This is a genomic window from Vibrio sp. E150_011 (genome assembly GCF_053544015.1).
Genome location: NZ_JBHFOL010000009.1, coordinates 100,443 through 118,804, shown reverse-complemented (window position 1 = coordinate 118,804; position 18,362 = coordinate 100,443). Strand labels below are relative to the sequence as shown.

At 43.2% G+C, this 18,362-nt stretch carries 14 protein-coding genes; 6 read left to right on the top strand and 8 right to left on the bottom strand.

Annotated features, from left to right (window positions below; all coding sequences use genetic code 11):
- Nucleotides 1-16: 16 nt before the first annotated feature.
- The 6 genes from ACE1OE_RS15050 to ACE1OE_RS15025 all read right to left on the bottom strand — a co-directional run bounded on the left by ACE1OE_RS15050 (nucleotide 17) and on the right by ACE1OE_RS15025 (nucleotide 7,170).
- The gene (locus ACE1OE_RS15050) at nucleotides 17-661 is read right to left on the bottom strand and encodes an FKBP-type peptidyl-prolyl cis-trans isomerase N-terminal domain-containing protein (protein WP_449211541.1); all 645 of its coding nucleotides are present in this window, start codon (nucleotides 659-661) and stop codon (nucleotides 17-19) included.
- 129 nt (nucleotides 662-790) lie between these two features.
- Nucleotides 791-2,608, bottom strand: a complete 1,818-nt coding sequence (gene phaC, locus ACE1OE_RS15045) for a class I poly(R)-hydroxyalkanoic acid synthase (RefSeq protein ID WP_449211540.1) — start codon at nucleotides 2,606-2,608, stop codon at nucleotides 791-793.
- An 85-nt stretch (nucleotides 2,609-2,693) separates the two neighbouring features.
- Nucleotides 2,694-3,041 (bottom strand): phasin family protein, encoded by a 348-nt coding sequence (locus ACE1OE_RS15040; RefSeq protein ID WP_102467818.1) that lies wholly within the window; start codon nucleotides 3,039-3,041, stop codon nucleotides 2,694-2,696.
- 46 nt (nucleotides 3,042-3,087) lie between these two features.
- On the bottom strand, nucleotides 3,088-4,293 hold the full coding sequence (locus tag ACE1OE_RS15035; protein WP_449211539.1) for an acetyl-CoA C-acetyltransferase: 1,206 nt from the start codon (nucleotides 4,291-4,293) through the stop codon (nucleotides 3,088-3,090).
- 13 nt (nucleotides 4,294-4,306) lie between these two features.
- Complete coding sequence (locus tag ACE1OE_RS15030; protein WP_102467820.1) at nucleotides 4,307-5,047, bottom strand: SDR family oxidoreductase; 741 nt, start codon at nucleotides 5,045-5,047, stop codon at nucleotides 4,307-4,309.
- Between the two features lie 479 nt (nucleotides 5,048-5,526).
- Entirely contained in the window at nucleotides 5,527-7,170 is a 1,644-nt protein-coding gene (locus ACE1OE_RS15025; protein ID WP_449211538.1) for a methyl-accepting chemotaxis protein, read from the bottom strand.
- A gap of 307 nt (nucleotides 7,171-7,477) precedes the next feature.
- Between ACE1OE_RS15025 and ACE1OE_RS15020 the strand changes: the two genes are divergently transcribed.
- Complete coding sequence (locus tag ACE1OE_RS15020; RefSeq protein WP_449211537.1) at nucleotides 7,478-9,898, top strand: ATP-binding protein; 2,421 nt, start codon at nucleotides 7,478-7,480, stop codon at nucleotides 9,896-9,898.
- Nucleotides 9,899-10,096: 198 nt separating this feature from the next.
- On the opposite strand, the gene ACE1OE_RS15015 is transcribed toward ACE1OE_RS15020, so the two are convergent.
- Together ACE1OE_RS15015 and ACE1OE_RS15010 are read right to left on the bottom strand one after the other, a co-directional pair.
- Nucleotides 10,097-12,016 (bottom strand): PhoX family protein, encoded by a 1,920-nt coding sequence (locus ACE1OE_RS15015; RefSeq protein WP_449211536.1) that lies wholly within the window; start codon nucleotides 12,014-12,016, stop codon nucleotides 10,097-10,099.
- 283 nt (nucleotides 12,017-12,299) lie between these two features.
- Nucleotides 12,300-12,947 (bottom strand): glutathione S-transferase family protein, encoded by a 648-nt coding sequence (locus ACE1OE_RS15010; RefSeq protein WP_449211535.1) that lies wholly within the window; start codon nucleotides 12,945-12,947, stop codon nucleotides 12,300-12,302.
- A 272-nt stretch (nucleotides 12,948-13,219) separates the two neighbouring features.
- On the opposite strand from ACE1OE_RS15010, the gene sbcB reads away from it, so the two are divergent.
- From sbcB to purT, 5 genes are all read left to right on the top strand, one after another.
- Nucleotides 13,220-14,641: an exodeoxyribonuclease I gene (sbcB, locus tag ACE1OE_RS15005; RefSeq protein ID WP_449211534.1), complete on the top strand. Its 1,422-nt coding sequence runs from the start codon at nucleotides 13,220-13,222 to the stop codon at nucleotides 14,639-14,641.
- Nucleotides 14,642-14,790: 149 nt separating this feature from the next.
- Nucleotides 14,791-15,156 carry a CidA/LrgA family protein gene (locus tag ACE1OE_RS15000; RefSeq protein WP_372060245.1) on the top strand — a complete coding sequence of 122 codons (366 nt, stop codon included), beginning with the start codon at nucleotides 14,791-14,793 and terminating at the stop codon, nucleotides 15,154-15,156.
- The gene (locus tag ACE1OE_RS14995) at nucleotides 15,156-15,842 is read left to right on the top strand and encodes a CidB/LrgB family autolysis modulator (protein WP_102467827.1); all 687 of its coding nucleotides are present in this window, start codon (nucleotides 15,156-15,158) and stop codon (nucleotides 15,840-15,842) included. Before ACE1OE_RS15000 ends, ACE1OE_RS14995 begins: the two co-directional genes overlap by 1 nt.
- A 254-nt stretch (nucleotides 15,843-16,096) precedes the next feature.
- Nucleotides 16,097-16,984: a cytidine deaminase gene (cdd, locus tag ACE1OE_RS14990; protein ID WP_102467828.1), complete on the top strand. Its 888-nt coding sequence runs from the start codon at nucleotides 16,097-16,099 to the stop codon at nucleotides 16,982-16,984.
- 159 nt (nucleotides 16,985-17,143) lie between these two features.
- On the top strand, nucleotides 17,144-18,319 hold the full coding sequence (purT, locus tag ACE1OE_RS14985; RefSeq protein WP_449211533.1) for a formate-dependent phosphoribosylglycinamide formyltransferase: 1,176 nt from the start codon (nucleotides 17,144-17,146) through the stop codon (nucleotides 18,317-18,319).
- Nucleotides 18,320-18,362: the final 43 nt, after the last annotated feature.

Below are 18,362 nucleotides of genomic sequence, written 5' to 3'. Positions count from 1 at the left end.
TTTTCCACATATAAATCTAAGTTACGCTCTCGATGTGTAAATCAAAGATGATGGCGGTATCCGCTGGCACACTTTGGTGAGCATTTTCTTTATAAGCTAGATGCCCTGGTACATACAATCGCCATGTTGCTCCAATATTCATCTGTTTCAAAACGATCAACCATGACAAGGGAACTTGGTGTAATTGCACTGTTAGAGGTGTTGCCAGGTGAGTTGAACCATCCACTTGCTGCCCGTTGAGCAACCACGTTTTATGTCGGATCGAGACTTTACTTTCAGGGACAATCTCAGCAGATTGCGCACCGTTATCGATAATTTCATATTGAATGCCAGAGCTATGCGTCACCACCGATGTACGGAGCGCATTCTTACTAAAGAATTCATATTCACGATTGGCTTTTTGTTGCTCTAGCGTCGCTTGAGCAGATTTTTGCTGTGCTTCAAGTTCATTTTTTAGCGACTCAGCGTTGTCAGAATCAAATGGCCACTCTTTTTGTAAAAATGTATCCATGATTGCTTCTTGAATAATCTTGATGTTCATTTTTGGAAACGATTTCTTCGCTAATTCGACAGCGATTTCTCGCCCCATAATGTAGCTTACTTTTTGTTCTAACGTCTCAAACTTCATCATAACCTCAATATTTTCCAATACATCATTCATATTAAGGATCCCTACCATAAAAAAAAGTATTTTACGGATACATTGGCCTGCGTTACGTTATGCCTCACGTAAAAAAGAAGCCACATTCCGTGACTTCTTCATACGACATAAAGCAATAGTTGCTCTGTGTTACACCGTTGCAATATTGGGCATCGCTATTTGCTCTTCTACAGGCGAATGCTTAATTGGCAGTGTTTGTCGAACGTATTGACCAGGGGCTGTACCAAGCACGGGATAGTCACTGTTACCAATAGAAAATGGTTCTATCCATTCTTGTTCGTTAAACTGATTCAGCCAGTTATTCCAATGAATCCACCAAGAACCCTTCTGGTGTGCGGCATTTGCCATCCATTCCTCAGGTGACTCTTCTAAGGAGCAATTTACCCAAAAGCCATATTTGTCTTTCGCTGGATGATTCACAATACCTGCGATATGACCTGACTCTCCCAATACAAACGTTTTGCTACCGCCGACTTTTAATGCGCCTCTGTAAGTACCTTGCCACAGCGCAATATGATCGTCCTTGGCCGAGATAAAATAACTCGGCACGTTTATTTTATTGAGATCTATCCAAACGCCTCCTATTTTCACGCCTTTGTCTTCTATAAGACGATTTTCCAAGTAGAGGCTCCGCAATAGAAAATTATGAGTAGACGCGGTAACGTTTGTGCTATCGCTATTCCAATAAAGAAGATCGAAGTCAACAGGGCTTTCGCCCTTGAGATAGTTATCTATATAGTAATTCCAATATAGGCTGTTCTCTCGCAACAGACTAAACGTCACACTAAGTGAGCGTCCATCCATGAATCCCTGTGCGTTATTTTGAGCTTCTATCGCGTTGATAATAGGGTCATTGATATACGCTCCGACTTCACCCGGTTGGGAAAAATCAAGTAACGTGGTAAAGAATGACGCAGAGGCAATGCGCTTTTTCATTCGTTTCGCCGCATAATAAGCGATCGTCGACGCTAGAACCGTGCCACCAATACAGTAACCTGCAGCGTTAACTTGCTCACGACCGGTTATTGATTCGATTGCCGTCACCGCTTTGACGACACCCTCTGTAACGTAATCACCAAACTCAATTTGTGCCTGTTCGACGCCTGGGTTACGCCAAGACATCATAAAGACCGCTTGACCTTGTTCAAGTAACCACTTCACCATCGAGTTTTGTTCGCGAAGATCAAGAATGTAATACTTGTTGATAAACGGAGGAACAATAAGCAATGGCGTCGTGTTCACTTTTTCCGTTAGTGGGCGATACTGAATGAGCTCGAATAACTCATTTTGGTAAACAACCTCCCCTGCAGTGCTCGCAATATGCTCACCAATTTCAAAAGATTGAGTATTGGTCATACGAATCTTCAACACATCGGCACTAGACTTCATATCTTCTTGAAGTTGCTGCATGCCCGCCAACAAGTTTTCACCATTTTGCTCAAGTGTCAGCTTAAGTAGTTCTGGATTGGTCGCGATAAAATTACTAGGAGAAAGGGCATTCAATGTTTGGCGAGAGAAAAACGACAAACGCTCCTTTGCTTTCTCATCAACACCTTCGACAGAATTGATGGTGTTTAGGTACGTTTGAGTAAACAACACATACGATTGTTTTATACAGTTATAAAACGCTTCCTCACTCCAGGCGCGGTCTTCAAAACGACGATCGCCTTTTTCCGAATTAACGATATCGGCCTTTTCGTTACCCAATGCTGCATTTTGCCAAATCTCTAACTGTTGCATCCACCAATTCATCTGGATATCCAACATCACAGCCGGTTGCTGAGATGCTTTTTCCATAAACCGAGCCGTATCTTCTATATTCAGTTCATGCATCGCTGTCGAGAGCGGGTTACTCGCGGCTGCCTTGCCTTGCTCGAAGTCTTGCCACCATTTCTGGTTACTTTCCTGCAGCGTTACAAGGTAGTCCGAAAAAAAGTTTTGAAACATAACTCAAACCCTTTTCCTATCAATTAAAAAAGGGTCTCGAACACTAGTGCACTCGAAACCCTTGGTATTTACACCCCAGCGCCAATTATGCCGGTGTATTCGTTTTTATTGTTTCGGTTGTGAGTGCTTCAAGGTCGTCTTTAAACTCTTTCGCCACTTTTTGCAGCTTATTGCTGTCGTCTGCCATTTGTTGAGATAGGCGAGTTAGTGATGTGACCTGTTGAGTGCTAAAAACCGTCAACGAAGACACATCCTTAATTTCAGCAACAGCTTTCATTTGTGATAGGCCTAACTCAGTATATGAACGCATTGCATTCAACTGTAACTCAGTCATCGTCTCAATATTCTTCGTCATTAATTGATTAAACTTGGTGTATGGTTCAATCGTTTTTTCTGACTGCTCATTAAACATCTTAAACATATCTGTATACATAACGGTGTCTCCTAAAAAATAATAGTGATATTGGGATTAAATTTGATTAACAACGTTTGACGACAATGGCTGTACCCATGCCGCCTCCAACACATAGTGAAGCGACGCCATATTCGTGCTGCTCGCGTAGCATTTCATGTACCAAGGTAACGACAATGCGATTCCCTGATGCACCAAGTGGATGACCAAGTGCGATTGCACCACCATTAGGGTTCGTTTTTTCAATAATTGATTCTGCAGAAATAGCATAGTCATCAGCGAGAGTTCGAATGACACCTATCGCTTGCGCGGCAAACGCCTCGTTAAACTCAAACGTATCAATATCGGATATCGAAAGCTGCGCTTTTTCTAACGCGTTGTGAACGGCTTTTACTGGACCTAACCCCATGATATTGGGATTAAGCCCACTTTGAGCTGTCGCGACGATTTCACAGATCGGTGTTAAGCCCATGCGTTTTACTGCGCTTTCCGAGGCAACCACGACCGCGCTCGCACCGTCGTTTATACCCGATGCATTCCCAGCCGTAACTGACCCCTCTTTATCAAAGGCTGGCCTAAGCTTCGTTAATCCAGCTAACGTGGCATCTGATTTCGGGTATTCATCTGTTGCAAATGAAACGATTTGACGTTTCACCGTAATGTCGACTGGCACAATTTCATCGGCAAAACGACCTGCTTCTATCGCCGATACTGCTTTCATTTGACTTTCTATCGCATAAACATCTTGTTCCGCACGAGAAATACCGACATGTTTAGCCACATTTTCCGCGGTCACGCCCATATGGTAGCGATTGAAGACATCGGTTAACCCGTCGGAAACCAACAAATCTTTAGCTGACATATCACCCATTTTATGGCCAAAGCGAGCCGTCGCAGGTAATGCAAAAGGTATTTGGGACATGACTTCAACACCAGCCGCAACCACGACCTCGGCTTCATTTGCCTTTATATGAGCAACGGCATCCATGATCGATTTCATACCACTTCCACATACCATGTTCAGTGAATATGCCGGTACCTCGTCTGGGATTTCAGCATAAATAGCCGCTTGTCTGCCCACACCCATTCCTTGATTAGCACTGACAACATGACCAACAATGACTTCATCAATGTCTTTAACATCAACAGGGCAAGATGCTAGGGCACCCTTGATCGCTTCAGCCGCTAACAGCCCAGCTGAATAATTTTTCAGACTCCCTCCAAAACTACCAATCGGAGTACGTTTTGCGGCGACGATATATATTTTTTCCATAATAAGTGCTCCGTTAAGCCATGTATAAACCGCCATTGACAGACAAGGTTTCACCCGTAATATAAGCGGCATCATCACTTGCTAAAAAAGCGACCGCTGCCGCTATTTCTTCAGGTCGCGCTAATCGTTTAAGTGGGATCGACCCCTTGATTGAATCAAGGACTTCCTCTCGCATTGCCTCGACCATTGGTGTGCCGGTATACCCGGGCGCAATGACATTGACCGTCACGCCAGAGCGAGCACCTTCAGCAGCCAGTGCTTTTGAAAAACCAATCATGCCAGCCTTAGCAGCCGAGTAGTTAGTCTGGCCAAATTGTCCCTTCTGGCCATTCACTGAAGAGATATTAATAACGCGCCCACCACCTTTCTCACACATTGCTGAAAATACAGGTTGAGTGACGTTAAATACACTGTTCAAATTCGTATTAATCACGTCAAACCACGCATCCGCTTTCATTTTCTTAAACTGGCCATCTCGTGTAATTCCTGCATTATTGACCACGAGATCGAATGTACCCTCTTCTTCTTGAAGTTGTTCAAGCTTCTGATGACACTCTTCGGTATTCGTAACATCCAGTTCAAATAAGCGTACTTGATCATCAGAAAAACCTTTTTCTTCAAACCATTCTTTCGCACATTCATAATTGCCAGTATAATACGTAGCTACTAGCCTATAACCATTTCCAACAAGACGTGATGATATTGCAGAACCAATACCCCCTTTCGACCCTGTTATTAATGCGAGCTTATTCATCCCTTGACTCCATTCTAATTAAGTAATGCATCATTAAATAACTTGTTATTAAATACCAGTTCAAATCGCAAAGGGTTATTTATTTACAATCAAAGCTACGCAGCAAATATTACAAAAAATAGAAAGCAAAGAGGTTTAATAAAACATTAATATAGCAGTGTGACAAATGATAATTTCATTATTTAAATTAACCCATGACAACACAACAAACCTTTTAAAAACAACAAGTAATGATAGTTATTAATTTTATTGATTCATTTGTAATTATTGCTATCGTTAACACTAATAATATAAGGTAATGATTAAAATGATATTACCAAGAACGGAGCGACGATCTAACTGCCGATTACCATGAGTACACTTGATTTATATCTGAGGCCAAATATATTTTATTATCGATACGTTGACGGAAAATTATTGACATATCACTTTCGTGATACATCAATAATTTGATATGTTAACCGCAAAATAAATAGCAATTAAACTTTGAATTTCCCCACTGCTTTGTCTAAGTCCGCACATCGATATTCTAAAGTCAAACAAGCTTTTTCAGCTTGCTTTATAATGTCTGACATTTTGTGACTATCTGAAGCAATTTTTTGAATACTACCATTTAACTCTTCACTCACTGCTGTCTGTTCGGTCGCTGCGGTCGCAATATGTGCATTCATGTCATTGATGATCGTAATCGAGTTAGTAATTTCGGCTAAAGATGATGATGCTGCTTGAACCAGTACTATCGTCTCATTACTGGTAGTACGACTGGACGACATGGCATCAACCATCACCGTAGCGCCTTGCTGCAAACGCTCAATCATGGTTTGAATATCTCCGGTACTTTCTTGTGTTTTACTCGCCAATGAACGAACTTCATCTGCGACAACGGCAAAACCTCGCCCTTGCTCTCCTGCCCGCGCCGCTTCAATAGCCGCATTCAACGCCAGTAAATTAGTTTGCTCTGCTATCCCACGAATCACATCGAGTACAGAAGCGATATTCGTCACATCACATGTTAGCCTGTGTACGCTTTCTTCTGATGTCACCAACTCTTGGGCAAGACCTTCTATCGCTGTTACCGTTAATCCAATTCCGTCGTTCGCATGCCTAGCTTCATCGGTACTTCGGTCAGTCGCTTGTGCAGCTTCGTGGGCATTTTCACTCACGTTGTCACTTGTCGCGCGCATTTCATTAATCGCGGTCGCCACCATTTCACTCTCTTGTTGCTGGGAAAGAGATGCTTGTGTAATTTGGCCAGCCAAACTGGTCAGCAACGACGTATGTTCTCTTACCTGTGCTGTTGACGCGATGACTTCCGTAACCGTGCCTTGAATACGCTCGATGAAACGATTAAATGAGCCAGCTAATTGTCCTATTTCATCAACGGTGTCCACTTTGATTCGTTGCGTTAAGTCACCATCTCCAGAAGCAATCTCTGCCAATGACTTTTCCAACGCCAATACCGGTCCAACAATTAACGTCGAGACAAATACGGCCATAACAAGCGCCAGAATAATCGCAATAACGGTCCCTACCTCCATCGCTAACTCTGCTTTCTTGACCGCTTGGTCACTATCCAATCGAGCTTGTGCTTGCAGACGCTCTATTTCGTCTAAAATCACTTTCAAATTGCTGCGGATATCAGTAAAAAGTGCCGTCACCGATTCTTCTTTATCCGCAAAATACTGACGCGCCGTTTGTGGGTTGGCAAACAACGCCTCATATTCAGAGACAAATACGTTTGTATCTGAGATTAGTTTCTTTAAGTAAGGTGCAAAACGTCGATCGAGGATCCCTGCATCAAGAAGGATTTGAACCTTACTCACTCTTGGTTCGGCATTATAAGCGTTATCTTCAAACTCAAAGCGTTGTTGAGCAACCGCTTGAACGTTATTCTCGGCAAGAATAAATGCATAACCGGCTGTCGACACTTGGTAAAAATCCCTATATGCGTCCTCCAAGGAGTTCATCACAGGTTGTATTTCGTCATTGAGTTGATCGTTGATCGCTGCCTGTTTACTAAAAAGAACCACGTTGTAAATCACTAACCCACTAAAAATAGTGGCCATCAGAATAACGGGAATCAATACCTTGACTCTTAGACTTAGATTGTTAAACCACTGCATATTGCTCTCCAAATGATGATTAATTTGGCTACAGTATCGACGGTCAAACGCGCGGCTTTAGATTCTTGCTCACTTTAGGGGTATATATCGCATTAAGCCGACTGTCATTACGCCGTTTCCTACGTAATACAACATGTTTTATAAAACCCCCACGTCAATCAACTAAAATATTACAGAAAGTTACCTCTGTGATATTTCGCTTAGTCGAGTCGAGATTTCGAACAAACGACAATGTGACATTTTTGTTACAGGGCAATTTGATATACACTAAACACTGCTCATAGCCGTATCAAAAGGACTTGAATTAATGCAGCAAAACGAACCATCCCATGCGCGTCAGATTCGTAAAACACTCATTACTGGTGCCGTCACTATTTTAGGCTTCTTGGCGTTGTTTTTTTATACTGAATACACGGTAGAGCGAGCTAAAAACCAGCTAATGGCGTTAAAGTCCGACATATTAACCGCATCAAATGGGATGCTAATGATGCGACGTCATGAGAAAGATTTTATCGCTCGTGTCGATAGTCAATATATTGAAAAGATGAGTGACAGTTATAAGAGTTTGATGATTCAGCTTGGTGAAGTGAACGCAAAACTTATCGAGTCCGATATCAGTATCGAATATTCCAGCCAACAAGCACTTGCCTATGTTGACGACTATGTTGAATCTTTTTTATCTTTGGCTGATCTGGTTGTAGTGATTCACGGCAATGACAAACAAAACGGACTGATTGACCACTTCAAGGACCGCACCCTTACGTTAGGGCATCAGCTCGTCAAAGCGAATGATTCCGCTCTCGATAACATGGCACTGACTACCCAAGATTTGATGTTTCAGTTTTTTTCTGATTTTGATTCATCAACCTTGGCTCGCATTGAACATACCCTTGAGCAGATGGAGTCAGCGATAACAGAACGTCATCATTCGTTTGCATTGTTTAGCGCGTTTGCTGAATTTAAGCTGTCATTTTATGCCCTTCAATCTGCTTATGAAGACTTTGGCTACAATCATAACAGCGGTAGACATGGTGATTTACGATCAACCGTCCACCAACTTGAAATGAAACTTGACGCCATATTCAAAGTCCTCCCTGAGCAAATATCAAGACAGATCACGAGTTATGAAAATTACCGTGTGTTAGCAACTATCGCATTAGTCGCCGCGATTATACTGACATTACTTTATGTCATTCGGCAGACATCTTCACTCGAAAAACAATTGATTAATGCTCGAGAACACGAACGACAAGCAAACCGAGCAAAAAGTGCCTTTCTTGCTAATATGTCCCATGAAATTAGAACCCCACTCAATGGCATATTAGGCATGACCGAAATCTTGTCAGATTCTAAGCTCACTGCCATTCAAAAAGATTATTTGTCGACCATTAATTCATCGTCTCAAACATTATTGATGCTGATTAACGACATCTTAGACCTATCTAAAATCGAGTCCGGTCATCTGGAGATTTGCCCGCATACTTGCGCGATAAAAGAAGTCGTCTTTGACACCGCAGCGTTAATTGCACCTAAAGCACAACAAAAATCCATTAACATCGACATCAATATAGACTCCGATATTCCAAACTACGTGAAAGCAGATGAGCAAAAGGTTAGACAAGTACTCATGAACCTTGCCTCCAACGCGATTAAATTCACTGAAACTGGTTCTATTACGTTTGCAGCTAAGCTCTGTGCATCCTCCACCAATACTGTGACCCTATTCTTATCGGTAACCGATACAGGGCTGGGTATTGATAGCGATAAGCAAGCCCATATTTTTGAAGAATTTAAGCAAGAGGATACCTCCACTTCACAACAATATGGTGGTACAGGGTTAGGTCTTGCTATTTCCTCAAAAATGGTTGACATGATGGGCGGTAAAATCGCTCTAAAATCGGTAAAAGGACAAGGCAGTGAGTTTTCATTCAGGTTAACGTTTGAGCTCGACGACCAACAGCTCAAACAAGAAAACCAAACTCATGTCGTGTATGTGTCTGACCATAGTAACCCACTGTTAATGGATGAGTTACATCGGTTCGGGTTCCAGTCAAATCACGTTGATAAAGAGGCGTTTTTGACAACAACTCCCCCTCCCCACACCGTCGTTGTTGTCGACGATATAAGTACTTATCGGACACTAGAAAACGCCTTCGAACCATTTCATGTTATTTTCTTACGTGACAATCACACCGTGATCGACGGTATTCAGTTGGATGTCTCTGCCTTCATAACTGCACCGCTTTATGGGATGCGATTGAGCAACACCATCAAATCGACGTTAGAACAAGTAATCACGGTATCCCCACCATTGAGCAGCAAAGCACCAGCTCAAAACTCAACCATTCTTATTGTTGAGGATAATAAGGTTAATCAACAAATTGTAACGATCAATTTGAAAAAACTGGGCATCGAATTTATCGTCGCCAATAATGGCCAAGAAGCAGTCGACTTCTATCAGCAGCAACACGCCACGATTGGCCTAATACTAATGGATTGTATGATGCCGATCGTAGATGGTTTTCAGGCGACGAAGCTGATTCGTGCATACGAAGACACTAATAATCTGCCACGTAAACACATTATTGCGCTCACCGCTTCGGTGCTCGATGACGACATTCAAAAGTGCTTTGATAGTGGGATGGATGACTACTTACCCAAGCCCTTTAAGAGAGACGTGCTCATTGAGAAATTAGACAAACAAGTTAATTTTTTTGCGACAACTTAGAAGCCAATTATTCATTTGGATTGACTCAATTTCACGATTAAACAAAAGAAGGGTTCTGAACAATTCAGAACCCTTCTTTTGTTTTCAAACTATGGTGTATGTGCAGCACTAAGCAATAGCCACGTCAGTATGACGTAGCTATTGACTCTCTAATTATGTAGCTTTTAACTCTCTAATAGACAGCTATTAAGTCTCTAATTACGCCCCTATCACGCCGCCATCATTACGTGTAATGGCCATAACAGAAGAGCGAGGAATCGATTTTCCACCATCAGGAAAATGTGACGGCGCCAATTCTTCGCCTGGATGTTGAACCCCAACGAACATGGTTTTATTATCCGGTGACAACGTTAAACCGGTAATCTCACAGGCTATTGGCCCGGTTAGGAATCGGCGAATTTCTCCCGTTTTAGGATCACCACACAACATCTGATTGTTGCCCATTCCAGCGAAATCCCCCTTGTTTGAGTATTTACCGTCAGTTTGAATCCATAGTCGTCCTGCACGGTCAAATCCGATACCGTCGGGGCTATTAAACATGTTGTCTTGGTTGATGTTATCAGAACCAGCCATCAAGCCAGACTCATGTACATCAGGGTTACCGGCTAACACATAGATATCCCACTCGAAAGATTCAGCGGTGTGATTTCCTTCCGTTGGTCGCCAACGAACTATATGTCCGTAAGGATTTTTTTCTCGTGGGCTAACCGCATTTAACGGTTGATTCTCTTTTACACCACGATATTTGTTATTCGTGAGCGTACAAAATACCGATTGCTTATCTGGGTGTACGGCTACCCATTCAGGACGATCCATGGTGGTTGCACCGACTTGCGTTGCGGCCATTCGAGCAAAAATCATGACCGAGGCAGGGTCTGCGAAACCATTCTCAGGCGTTAAACCATTTTTGCCCCAGGTCAATTCAATCCATTGACCTTGTCCCGCCAACTCACCTTCTTCGCCAACAAATTTAGCGACATACAAGGTGCCTTCCTCTAACAAATCTCGGTTACTGTCCGCGCCTTTGACAAATTTATTTTTGGACACAAATTTGTAAAGGTGCTCGCCGCGTTCGTCATCCCCTAAGTAAACAACAACATGACCATCGTCATTCACCATTAGTGCCGCATTCTCGTGCTTAAATCGACCGAGAGCACTGCGTTTCTTTGGTGTCGAATTTGGGTTCATCGGATCAATCTCAACAACCCACCCATGGCGATGGGGTTCGTTAGGCTCCTTGGCCATATCGAAACGCGAGTCATGCTTATACCACTCGTAACCCCTATCTTGGTCTGCCAGTCCATAACGGTCATACGATTCCGAAAGAGCTGCCCCTGAGGTGTTGGCAAAATAGCCGTTAAAGTTTTCTTCACATGTTAAATAGGTGCCCCATGGCGTCTCACCATTTGCACAATTATTAAATGTGCCCATGATGGTTTTACCCGATTTGTCATCCGATGTTTTTAACAATGTGTGACCCGCAGCGACGCCCGTCATTTCCATCTCGGAAAATGCGGTTATTCGACGGTTTAGGCGACCTTCAATATTTACTTGCCATTGTCCATTTATTTTTAACAGTTCAACGACTGAAACACCATGCGCCGCTTGTGCTTTACGCACATCATCTGCAGAAATATTTTTACCTTGATGCTCATACAAATATTCATTATTGGTGTATTCATTATTAACGACTAACACCGCTCTTTCATCTGAAAGTAAGAAAAAGGTCATGCCGTCATTGTTATCACCAAATTGCCTTTCTTGCGCTTTTGAGTTATTGGATTGCTTAAAGCCCGGCGCATTGCTGAAAAGAGGATCGCCCCATGATATCAACACATCGGCTTGGTAGCCCTCTGCAACCTTAACCGAATCAGAAGTAGAAATAGGAATAGCGTCAAAACCCAGCAAGGGTGAGTCTTTCGCCATGGTATTGGCGATAGCGCTGTTGACAGGACTCGCAGCAAAGAAACCAACCGTGCCGGCCGCACCCGTTGCTTTGAGGAAAGAGCGACGTGATTGGAGCAATGCTTCATTTGCTGCAGCAGCGTCAACAAACTTGTTAAATTCAGGCTCGTGCTTAAGAGGGCGTTGATCATGGTCATGATTAAATAGCTTCACAGAACTTCCTTTCTTCTACCGGTTAAGCCTTTTGGGTAAGGCTACTAATAATATATGAAAGTGATAATGCGCTGACTATATGACATATGAGTTACATGTAATTAACATTTATGTGTCGCAATTAAATTTTAAACGCTAAGCCGAATCATTACTCATCCGTTTTGCGATAGCGCAACGCTTGCAAAGTCTATTCTCAGTTAAATCAGAAGACGAATCGCTCGTACATAAACAGATTATTCACATGTAAATAAAAAACCATTCGCATGTAAATAAATAGTGGCCATCACTCAGACAACCGAAACGGTATAAGGCTAATCCCTTCAATTCCACAAACAGCCGCGATGGTTGGGTGCCAAGATAATCTTTCTAGGTATTGCCCTAGATAGCGATATTGCATTGGAGACGGAGAAATCGTTAAGGCCCACTCAGAGAGCATAAACAAGAAAAAGTCACAAGCTGAAAGCTGATCACCAAGTAAATACTGACCTTTACTGAGTTGCTCATCGATGATGGTTAAGGCTTCTCCAATCCTCATATCTTGTGCAGCAATAATGCTGGCGATCGCGCTAGAATCCACGGTGTGTCTATGAGGGTAATACCGCACCATCAATTCAGCTTGTAAGGTGTTCGTTAAAAACATCATCCATTGAAAAAACAATGGTCGCTCAGTATCCCCAACTTTAGGTAGTAAGGTTTTTGATGGATATTTTTCGGCTAAATGTACACAAATTGCTGGGCTCTCGAAAATCGGTTGCCCATCATCGACAAGGGTGGGAATACGACCTGCGGGGTTTAATCTCAGGTAATCTGCCGATTTATGATGCTGGTTATCTCTATCGACGAGAATTAATTCATACGGCACATCCAAGTGATGCAAAATAAAATGAGGCGCTAGAGACGCGTTATTAGGATAGTAATAAAGTTGATACACGTTAGTTCCTTAACTGAGGTTCATGATGGGAGGATGCCTCAAATCCACTTAACCATAACGCATCGCATTTAACGTGTGAAGCGGCGAAGAGTGAGAATCTGATGATTATTCACACAACTACTCACCCATTTATTCAAGCATTTAGTCATCACCTTAGAATAGGGCTTTTGGCGTTTGCCTTAAACCTAACGCAGTGGTCTAATAGTTAAATCAGTCGTATCCCTATATCTGTGCTCTAACGCGCATCCTGATAGGAACAAAGGAAAGACCCCATGTCTCAACACGAACCCTCTTATTTCTTTTTTGATTATGAAACATGGGGCATTAGCCCTGCTAAAGACCGTCCATGTCAATTCGCTGGTGTTAGAACCGATATGGATTTCAACATTATAGGCGAACCCTTAGTCATTTACTGTCAACCCCCTTCTGATTATCTCCCCTCTCCAGAAGCAGCGTTGATCACCGGTATAACACCGCAAATCTGCATTGAAAAGGGATTACCTGAACCTGAGTTCATCAAAAAGATCCATCAAGAGTTGGCGACACCAAATACGACGAACCTGGGCTACAACAGCATTCGCTTCGATGATGAAGTCACACGTTATACCTGCTACCGCAACTTTATCGATCCTTACGCGTGGAGCTGGAAGAACGGCAATTCACGCTGGGATTTATTGGATTTGATGAGAACCTGTCATGCACTGCGCCCGCAAGGGATTGAGTGGCCAGAGAATGCGGACGGCTTTACCAGTTTTAAGCTAGAGCACCTTTCCATCGCTAACGGCATTGAACATGCAAATGCTCATGACGCAATGGCTGACGTCATCGCAACCATTGAACTCGCCAAAAAAGTGAAAGCGGCGCAGCCAAAACTGTTTGATTATTTTTACTCGATGCGCCAGAAACGTAAACTAAACGAACTGGTTGATATTGTTAACATGACTCCGCTTATGCATGTCTCAGGTATGCTTGGACGCGAGTGTCAATACACCAGTTGGGTTGTGCCTATTGCTTGGCACCCAACCAATCAAAACGCTGTTATTGTGGCTGATTTAGCAAAAGATCCACAACCTATCTTAGATTTAACAGTAGAAGAGTTACATACTCGCCTCTACACGAAACGGGACGACCTTGCCCCAGATGAACTTCCAGTACCACTGAAATTAATCCATTTAAATAAATGTCCAATCTTAGCCCCAGCTAAAACACTGACCGCAGACAACGCAGAAGCAATCGGCATCGACCGCCAACAATGCTTAGCAAACTTGGCTCTGCTCAAAAAGAACCCTGAGATTCGAGAAAAATTGATTGGCTTGTACAATATCGAACGCGAATTTGATAATGATAACGACGTTGATACTCAGCTTTATAGCCAGTTTTTCTCGCCGTCCGATCGCGCAGCGATGGATATCATTCTTGAGACCGACCCTAACAACCTTTCAGCGCTAGACATCAGCTTTAGTGATACAAGAATTGAACCTTTACTGTTTAGGTATCGTGCTCGACATTATCCTTGGACGCTTGATGAAACCGAGCAACAAAAGTGGGCCGGCCACTGTCGAGAATTTTTCGAGAGCCGGATTGAAAAATATATGTTCAACCTAGAAAATCTGGTGATGGAAAACGAATCTGATGAGAAGAAACTCACCGTATTGAAATCGGTGTACCGCTACGTTGAAAAATTAACGTCTTGAGCGTCCTTCCCTTCTTGCTAAACATGAGTCTGAAGGGAAAACAATTGCTACCAAAGCGTTTACGTTAGCCTTTACAACTCATTCATTTCCACTTTCAAATTGGGCATAACGTGATTTGTTGTTTGCCCAGCGCCGTCGAAGAGAATGTCATGATAAAAACTGTGCTTCACTACATCTTATCTTTTGCCTTAATTTTTGCCGCTTTGTTTGCCGGTAATACGATCCAAAGCCTGCTCGATGTCTCTATCCCGGGCAGTGTTTTCGGCATGCTGTTACTCTTTACATTAATGGCGACGGGGATTCTTCCCGTCAAAGCCGTTCAACCGGGTGCGCACGCTTTTATACGCTATATGATCCTTTTGTTTGTTCCCGTTAGCGTGGGGTTAATGAACCATTTCGATACGCTTATCGATAATGCACTTCCAATCCTTGCAAGTGCAGTCGGCGGCACCATGATCGTCCTCGTTTGTCTATCTGTATTTTTAGACAGATTTCTTAAAAAGGGGAATAAATAATGTGGATATTCGCGACAATTATCGTGTTCTTTATCGCTCGATTTATTGGACAAAAAGTCAAAAACCCGCTGTTCAACCCATTATTGATAAGTATCGCCATCCTTATTCCAACATTGCTAATTTTTAATGTGCCCTTCGACACTTACTATCAAGACAACGAATGGATAAGTTATCTATTGCAACCAGCCGTGGTTGCCCTAGCCTACCCTTTGTATGAACAACTGCCACAAATTCGCGCAAATTGGCGCATCATTATCTTAGCTTGTGGGGTAGGCAGTGTAGGCTCTATGTTTACCGCGTCCGTTATTGCGGTTTGGCTAGGTGCTGACATGCAATTAGTCGCGAGCTTATTAGGTAAATCCGTTACTACACCAATCGCAATGGAAGTCTCAAGTCATTTAGGTGGTGAGCCTGCGATCGCCGCTATACTTGTTTTATTGGTCGGCTTATTTGGTGCGATCTTGGCTTACCCTTTATATCAATTGCTCGGCGTCACACACCCGATTGCAAAAGGACTGACTATGGGCACCGTTTCCCACGCACTTGGAACCGCAACATGCGCCGAAAAAGATCCAAGAGATGCCGCTTTTAGTTCATTGGCCTTGGTTATTTGTGGGATAATAACCTCAGTGTTAGCACCTTCGTTTTTTGCCTTCGCTCTCTGGTTAAATCACGTTTTGGGCTAAGCGAGTATGGTGATTACGTCACTATCTGAGCGCAATTACGATTTTGGCTCACTTACTGTTCTGGTTGAGCTAGGTATCTTGCTAGATCGTTGCTGCGCATCTTGATGCACCAACAAACGAGCATTGCGTGATATCACTCTAATTATGCAAAATGAATCATTGTTGCACCATTAATTGTGACACAGATCGATATAAGTGATAATAAAGTTACATAGAATAAATAAAAACACTTATAGAAAATAAAGGGAACACGAATGACAGATCGTTTTGACTCTGTACTCAATGAAGCGCCAGCAATCATTAAGCAGTACTTAGAACCTATTGTCACCCATGAACAATTCGATGCGACGCTTAGCCCTAGCCAATTTGAAACGCTGCTTTCTCTTTCAGGGCTTGCCGATAATGAGCTGCGCCTGGCGTTGCTCCCTTTTGCAGCGGCATATTCCTATGCCCCTATTTCTGAGTTCTTTGTTGGTGCAATTGTTCGAGGTACGTCTGGTAAGCTCTATTTTGGTGCCAATATGGAGTTCCTTGGTGCTCAGCTCGGTCAAACGGTTCACGCAGAGCAATCGGCGATAAGTCACGCTTGGATGAAAGGTGAGCAAGGCGTCAAAGACATCACCATTAACTTCAGTCCTTGTGGGCACTGCCGCCAATTTATGAATGAATTGACCACCGCCCAACAGCTCGTCGTTCAGTTGCCTGAACGCGACGAAATGACATTACAGCAATACTTACCTGAAGCATTTGGTCCTGGGGACTTAGGGATCACTGATGGTTTAATGACGCCTCTTTCTCACGGTAAAGATATTAGCAATGTCAGTCTGTTAATGAAGCAAGCCGTTGACGCATTGAACCGTAGCCATGCACCTTATACTAATAATCTTAGCGGCGTTGCTATCAAGATGAACGATGGTCGTTTATTTCAAGGTGCTTATGCCGAAAATGCGGCGTTTAACCCTAGTTTACCGCCGCTACAGGTTGCACTTGCTCAGCTATTATTGGCGAAACAATCGTTGAATGATATTAGTCTCGTTGCTTTGGTTGAGATGGCTGACGGCAAAATTAGCCACCTAGCAGACACTCAAGCTACGCTAGAAGCCATTAATCCAGACATTCAGGTCGAATACGCTACTATTTAAGCAATAAATAACGTGCTTCCAAGCTGAAGCACGTCTGCCTTCCCAACTCAAAGTGATTCTCTTAATTACGGCATAAAACACGCGCGCAAACGATTGCTTTTTCTGTATAAATCAGTATTATTCACCGGAATTTTCCTGATTTATACACAAGGATCTAATATGTTTGGTACCGCAACGAATGAAAATGCTACCCGAGTGTTATTACTGGGCTCAGGCGAGCTTGGTAAAGAAGTCGCTATTGAATGTCAGCGTCTCGGATTAGAGGTCATTGCGTGCGATCGATATCCTAACGCACCAGCCATGCAAGTTGCTCATCGCAGCTATGTACTCGACATGCTAGACGGTGATGCACTTGAAGCGATCATCACAAAAGAAAAACCTGATTTTGTCGTCCCAGAAATTGAAGCTATCGCCACAGAAAAGCTGGTGGAACTTGAAGCTCAAGGGCTAAATGTTGTGCCAACGGCAAACGCCACCAAGTTGACGATGAACCGCGAAGGTATTCGTCGACTTGCCGCGGAAGAGCTCGGCCTTAATACCTCTCCTTATCGCTTTGCCGACAGCTACGAAGACTTCGTAAGCGCCGTAGAATACGTTGGTATCCCTTGCGTCGTAAAACCCGTAATGAGTTCTTCAGGCAAAGGCCAAAGTATCATTAAAAATCAAGACGATATCGATAACGCCTGGACGTATGCCCAAGAAGGTGGACGCACTGGTGCAGGACGTGTCATCGTAGAAGGTTTCATCGATTTTGATTATGAGATCACTCTACTCACTGTCCGTGCCGTGGACGGTGTGTCTTTTTGTGCGCCTATTGGGCACCGTCAAGAAGATGGTGATTATCGTGAATCGTGGCAACCACAAGTGATGTCTGAAAACGCGACTAAAGCCGCTGAATATACCGCTGAACAAGTGGTTAATGCGCTTGGTGGTTATGGTTTGTTTGGTGTTGAATTATTTGTAAAGGGAGATAAAGTCATTTTTAACGAAGTCTCTCCTCGCCCACATGACACTGGCTTAGTGACGCTCATTTCACAAGAAATGTCAGAGTTTGCACTTCATGTGCGCGCATTCACAGGCATGCCTATCAATCACATCGCACAGTATGGCCCATCGGCTTCTGCAGTAATTCTTGGGCAAGGCACATCAGATAACATTCGTTTTACCGGTGTATCTGAGGCGGTTTCAATGCCTCAAACACAAGTTCGTTTATTTGGTAAGCCTGATATTGATGGTCGACGCCGACTAGGCGTTTCTCTGACTCGCCGTAAGTCGATTGAAAGCGCTATCGATGATGCGATTGACAGTGCGAAGCACGTGAAAGTGGTTTACTAACCTAATTAGCGGTATGCACGGTTGTTACATACTGTACGATTGT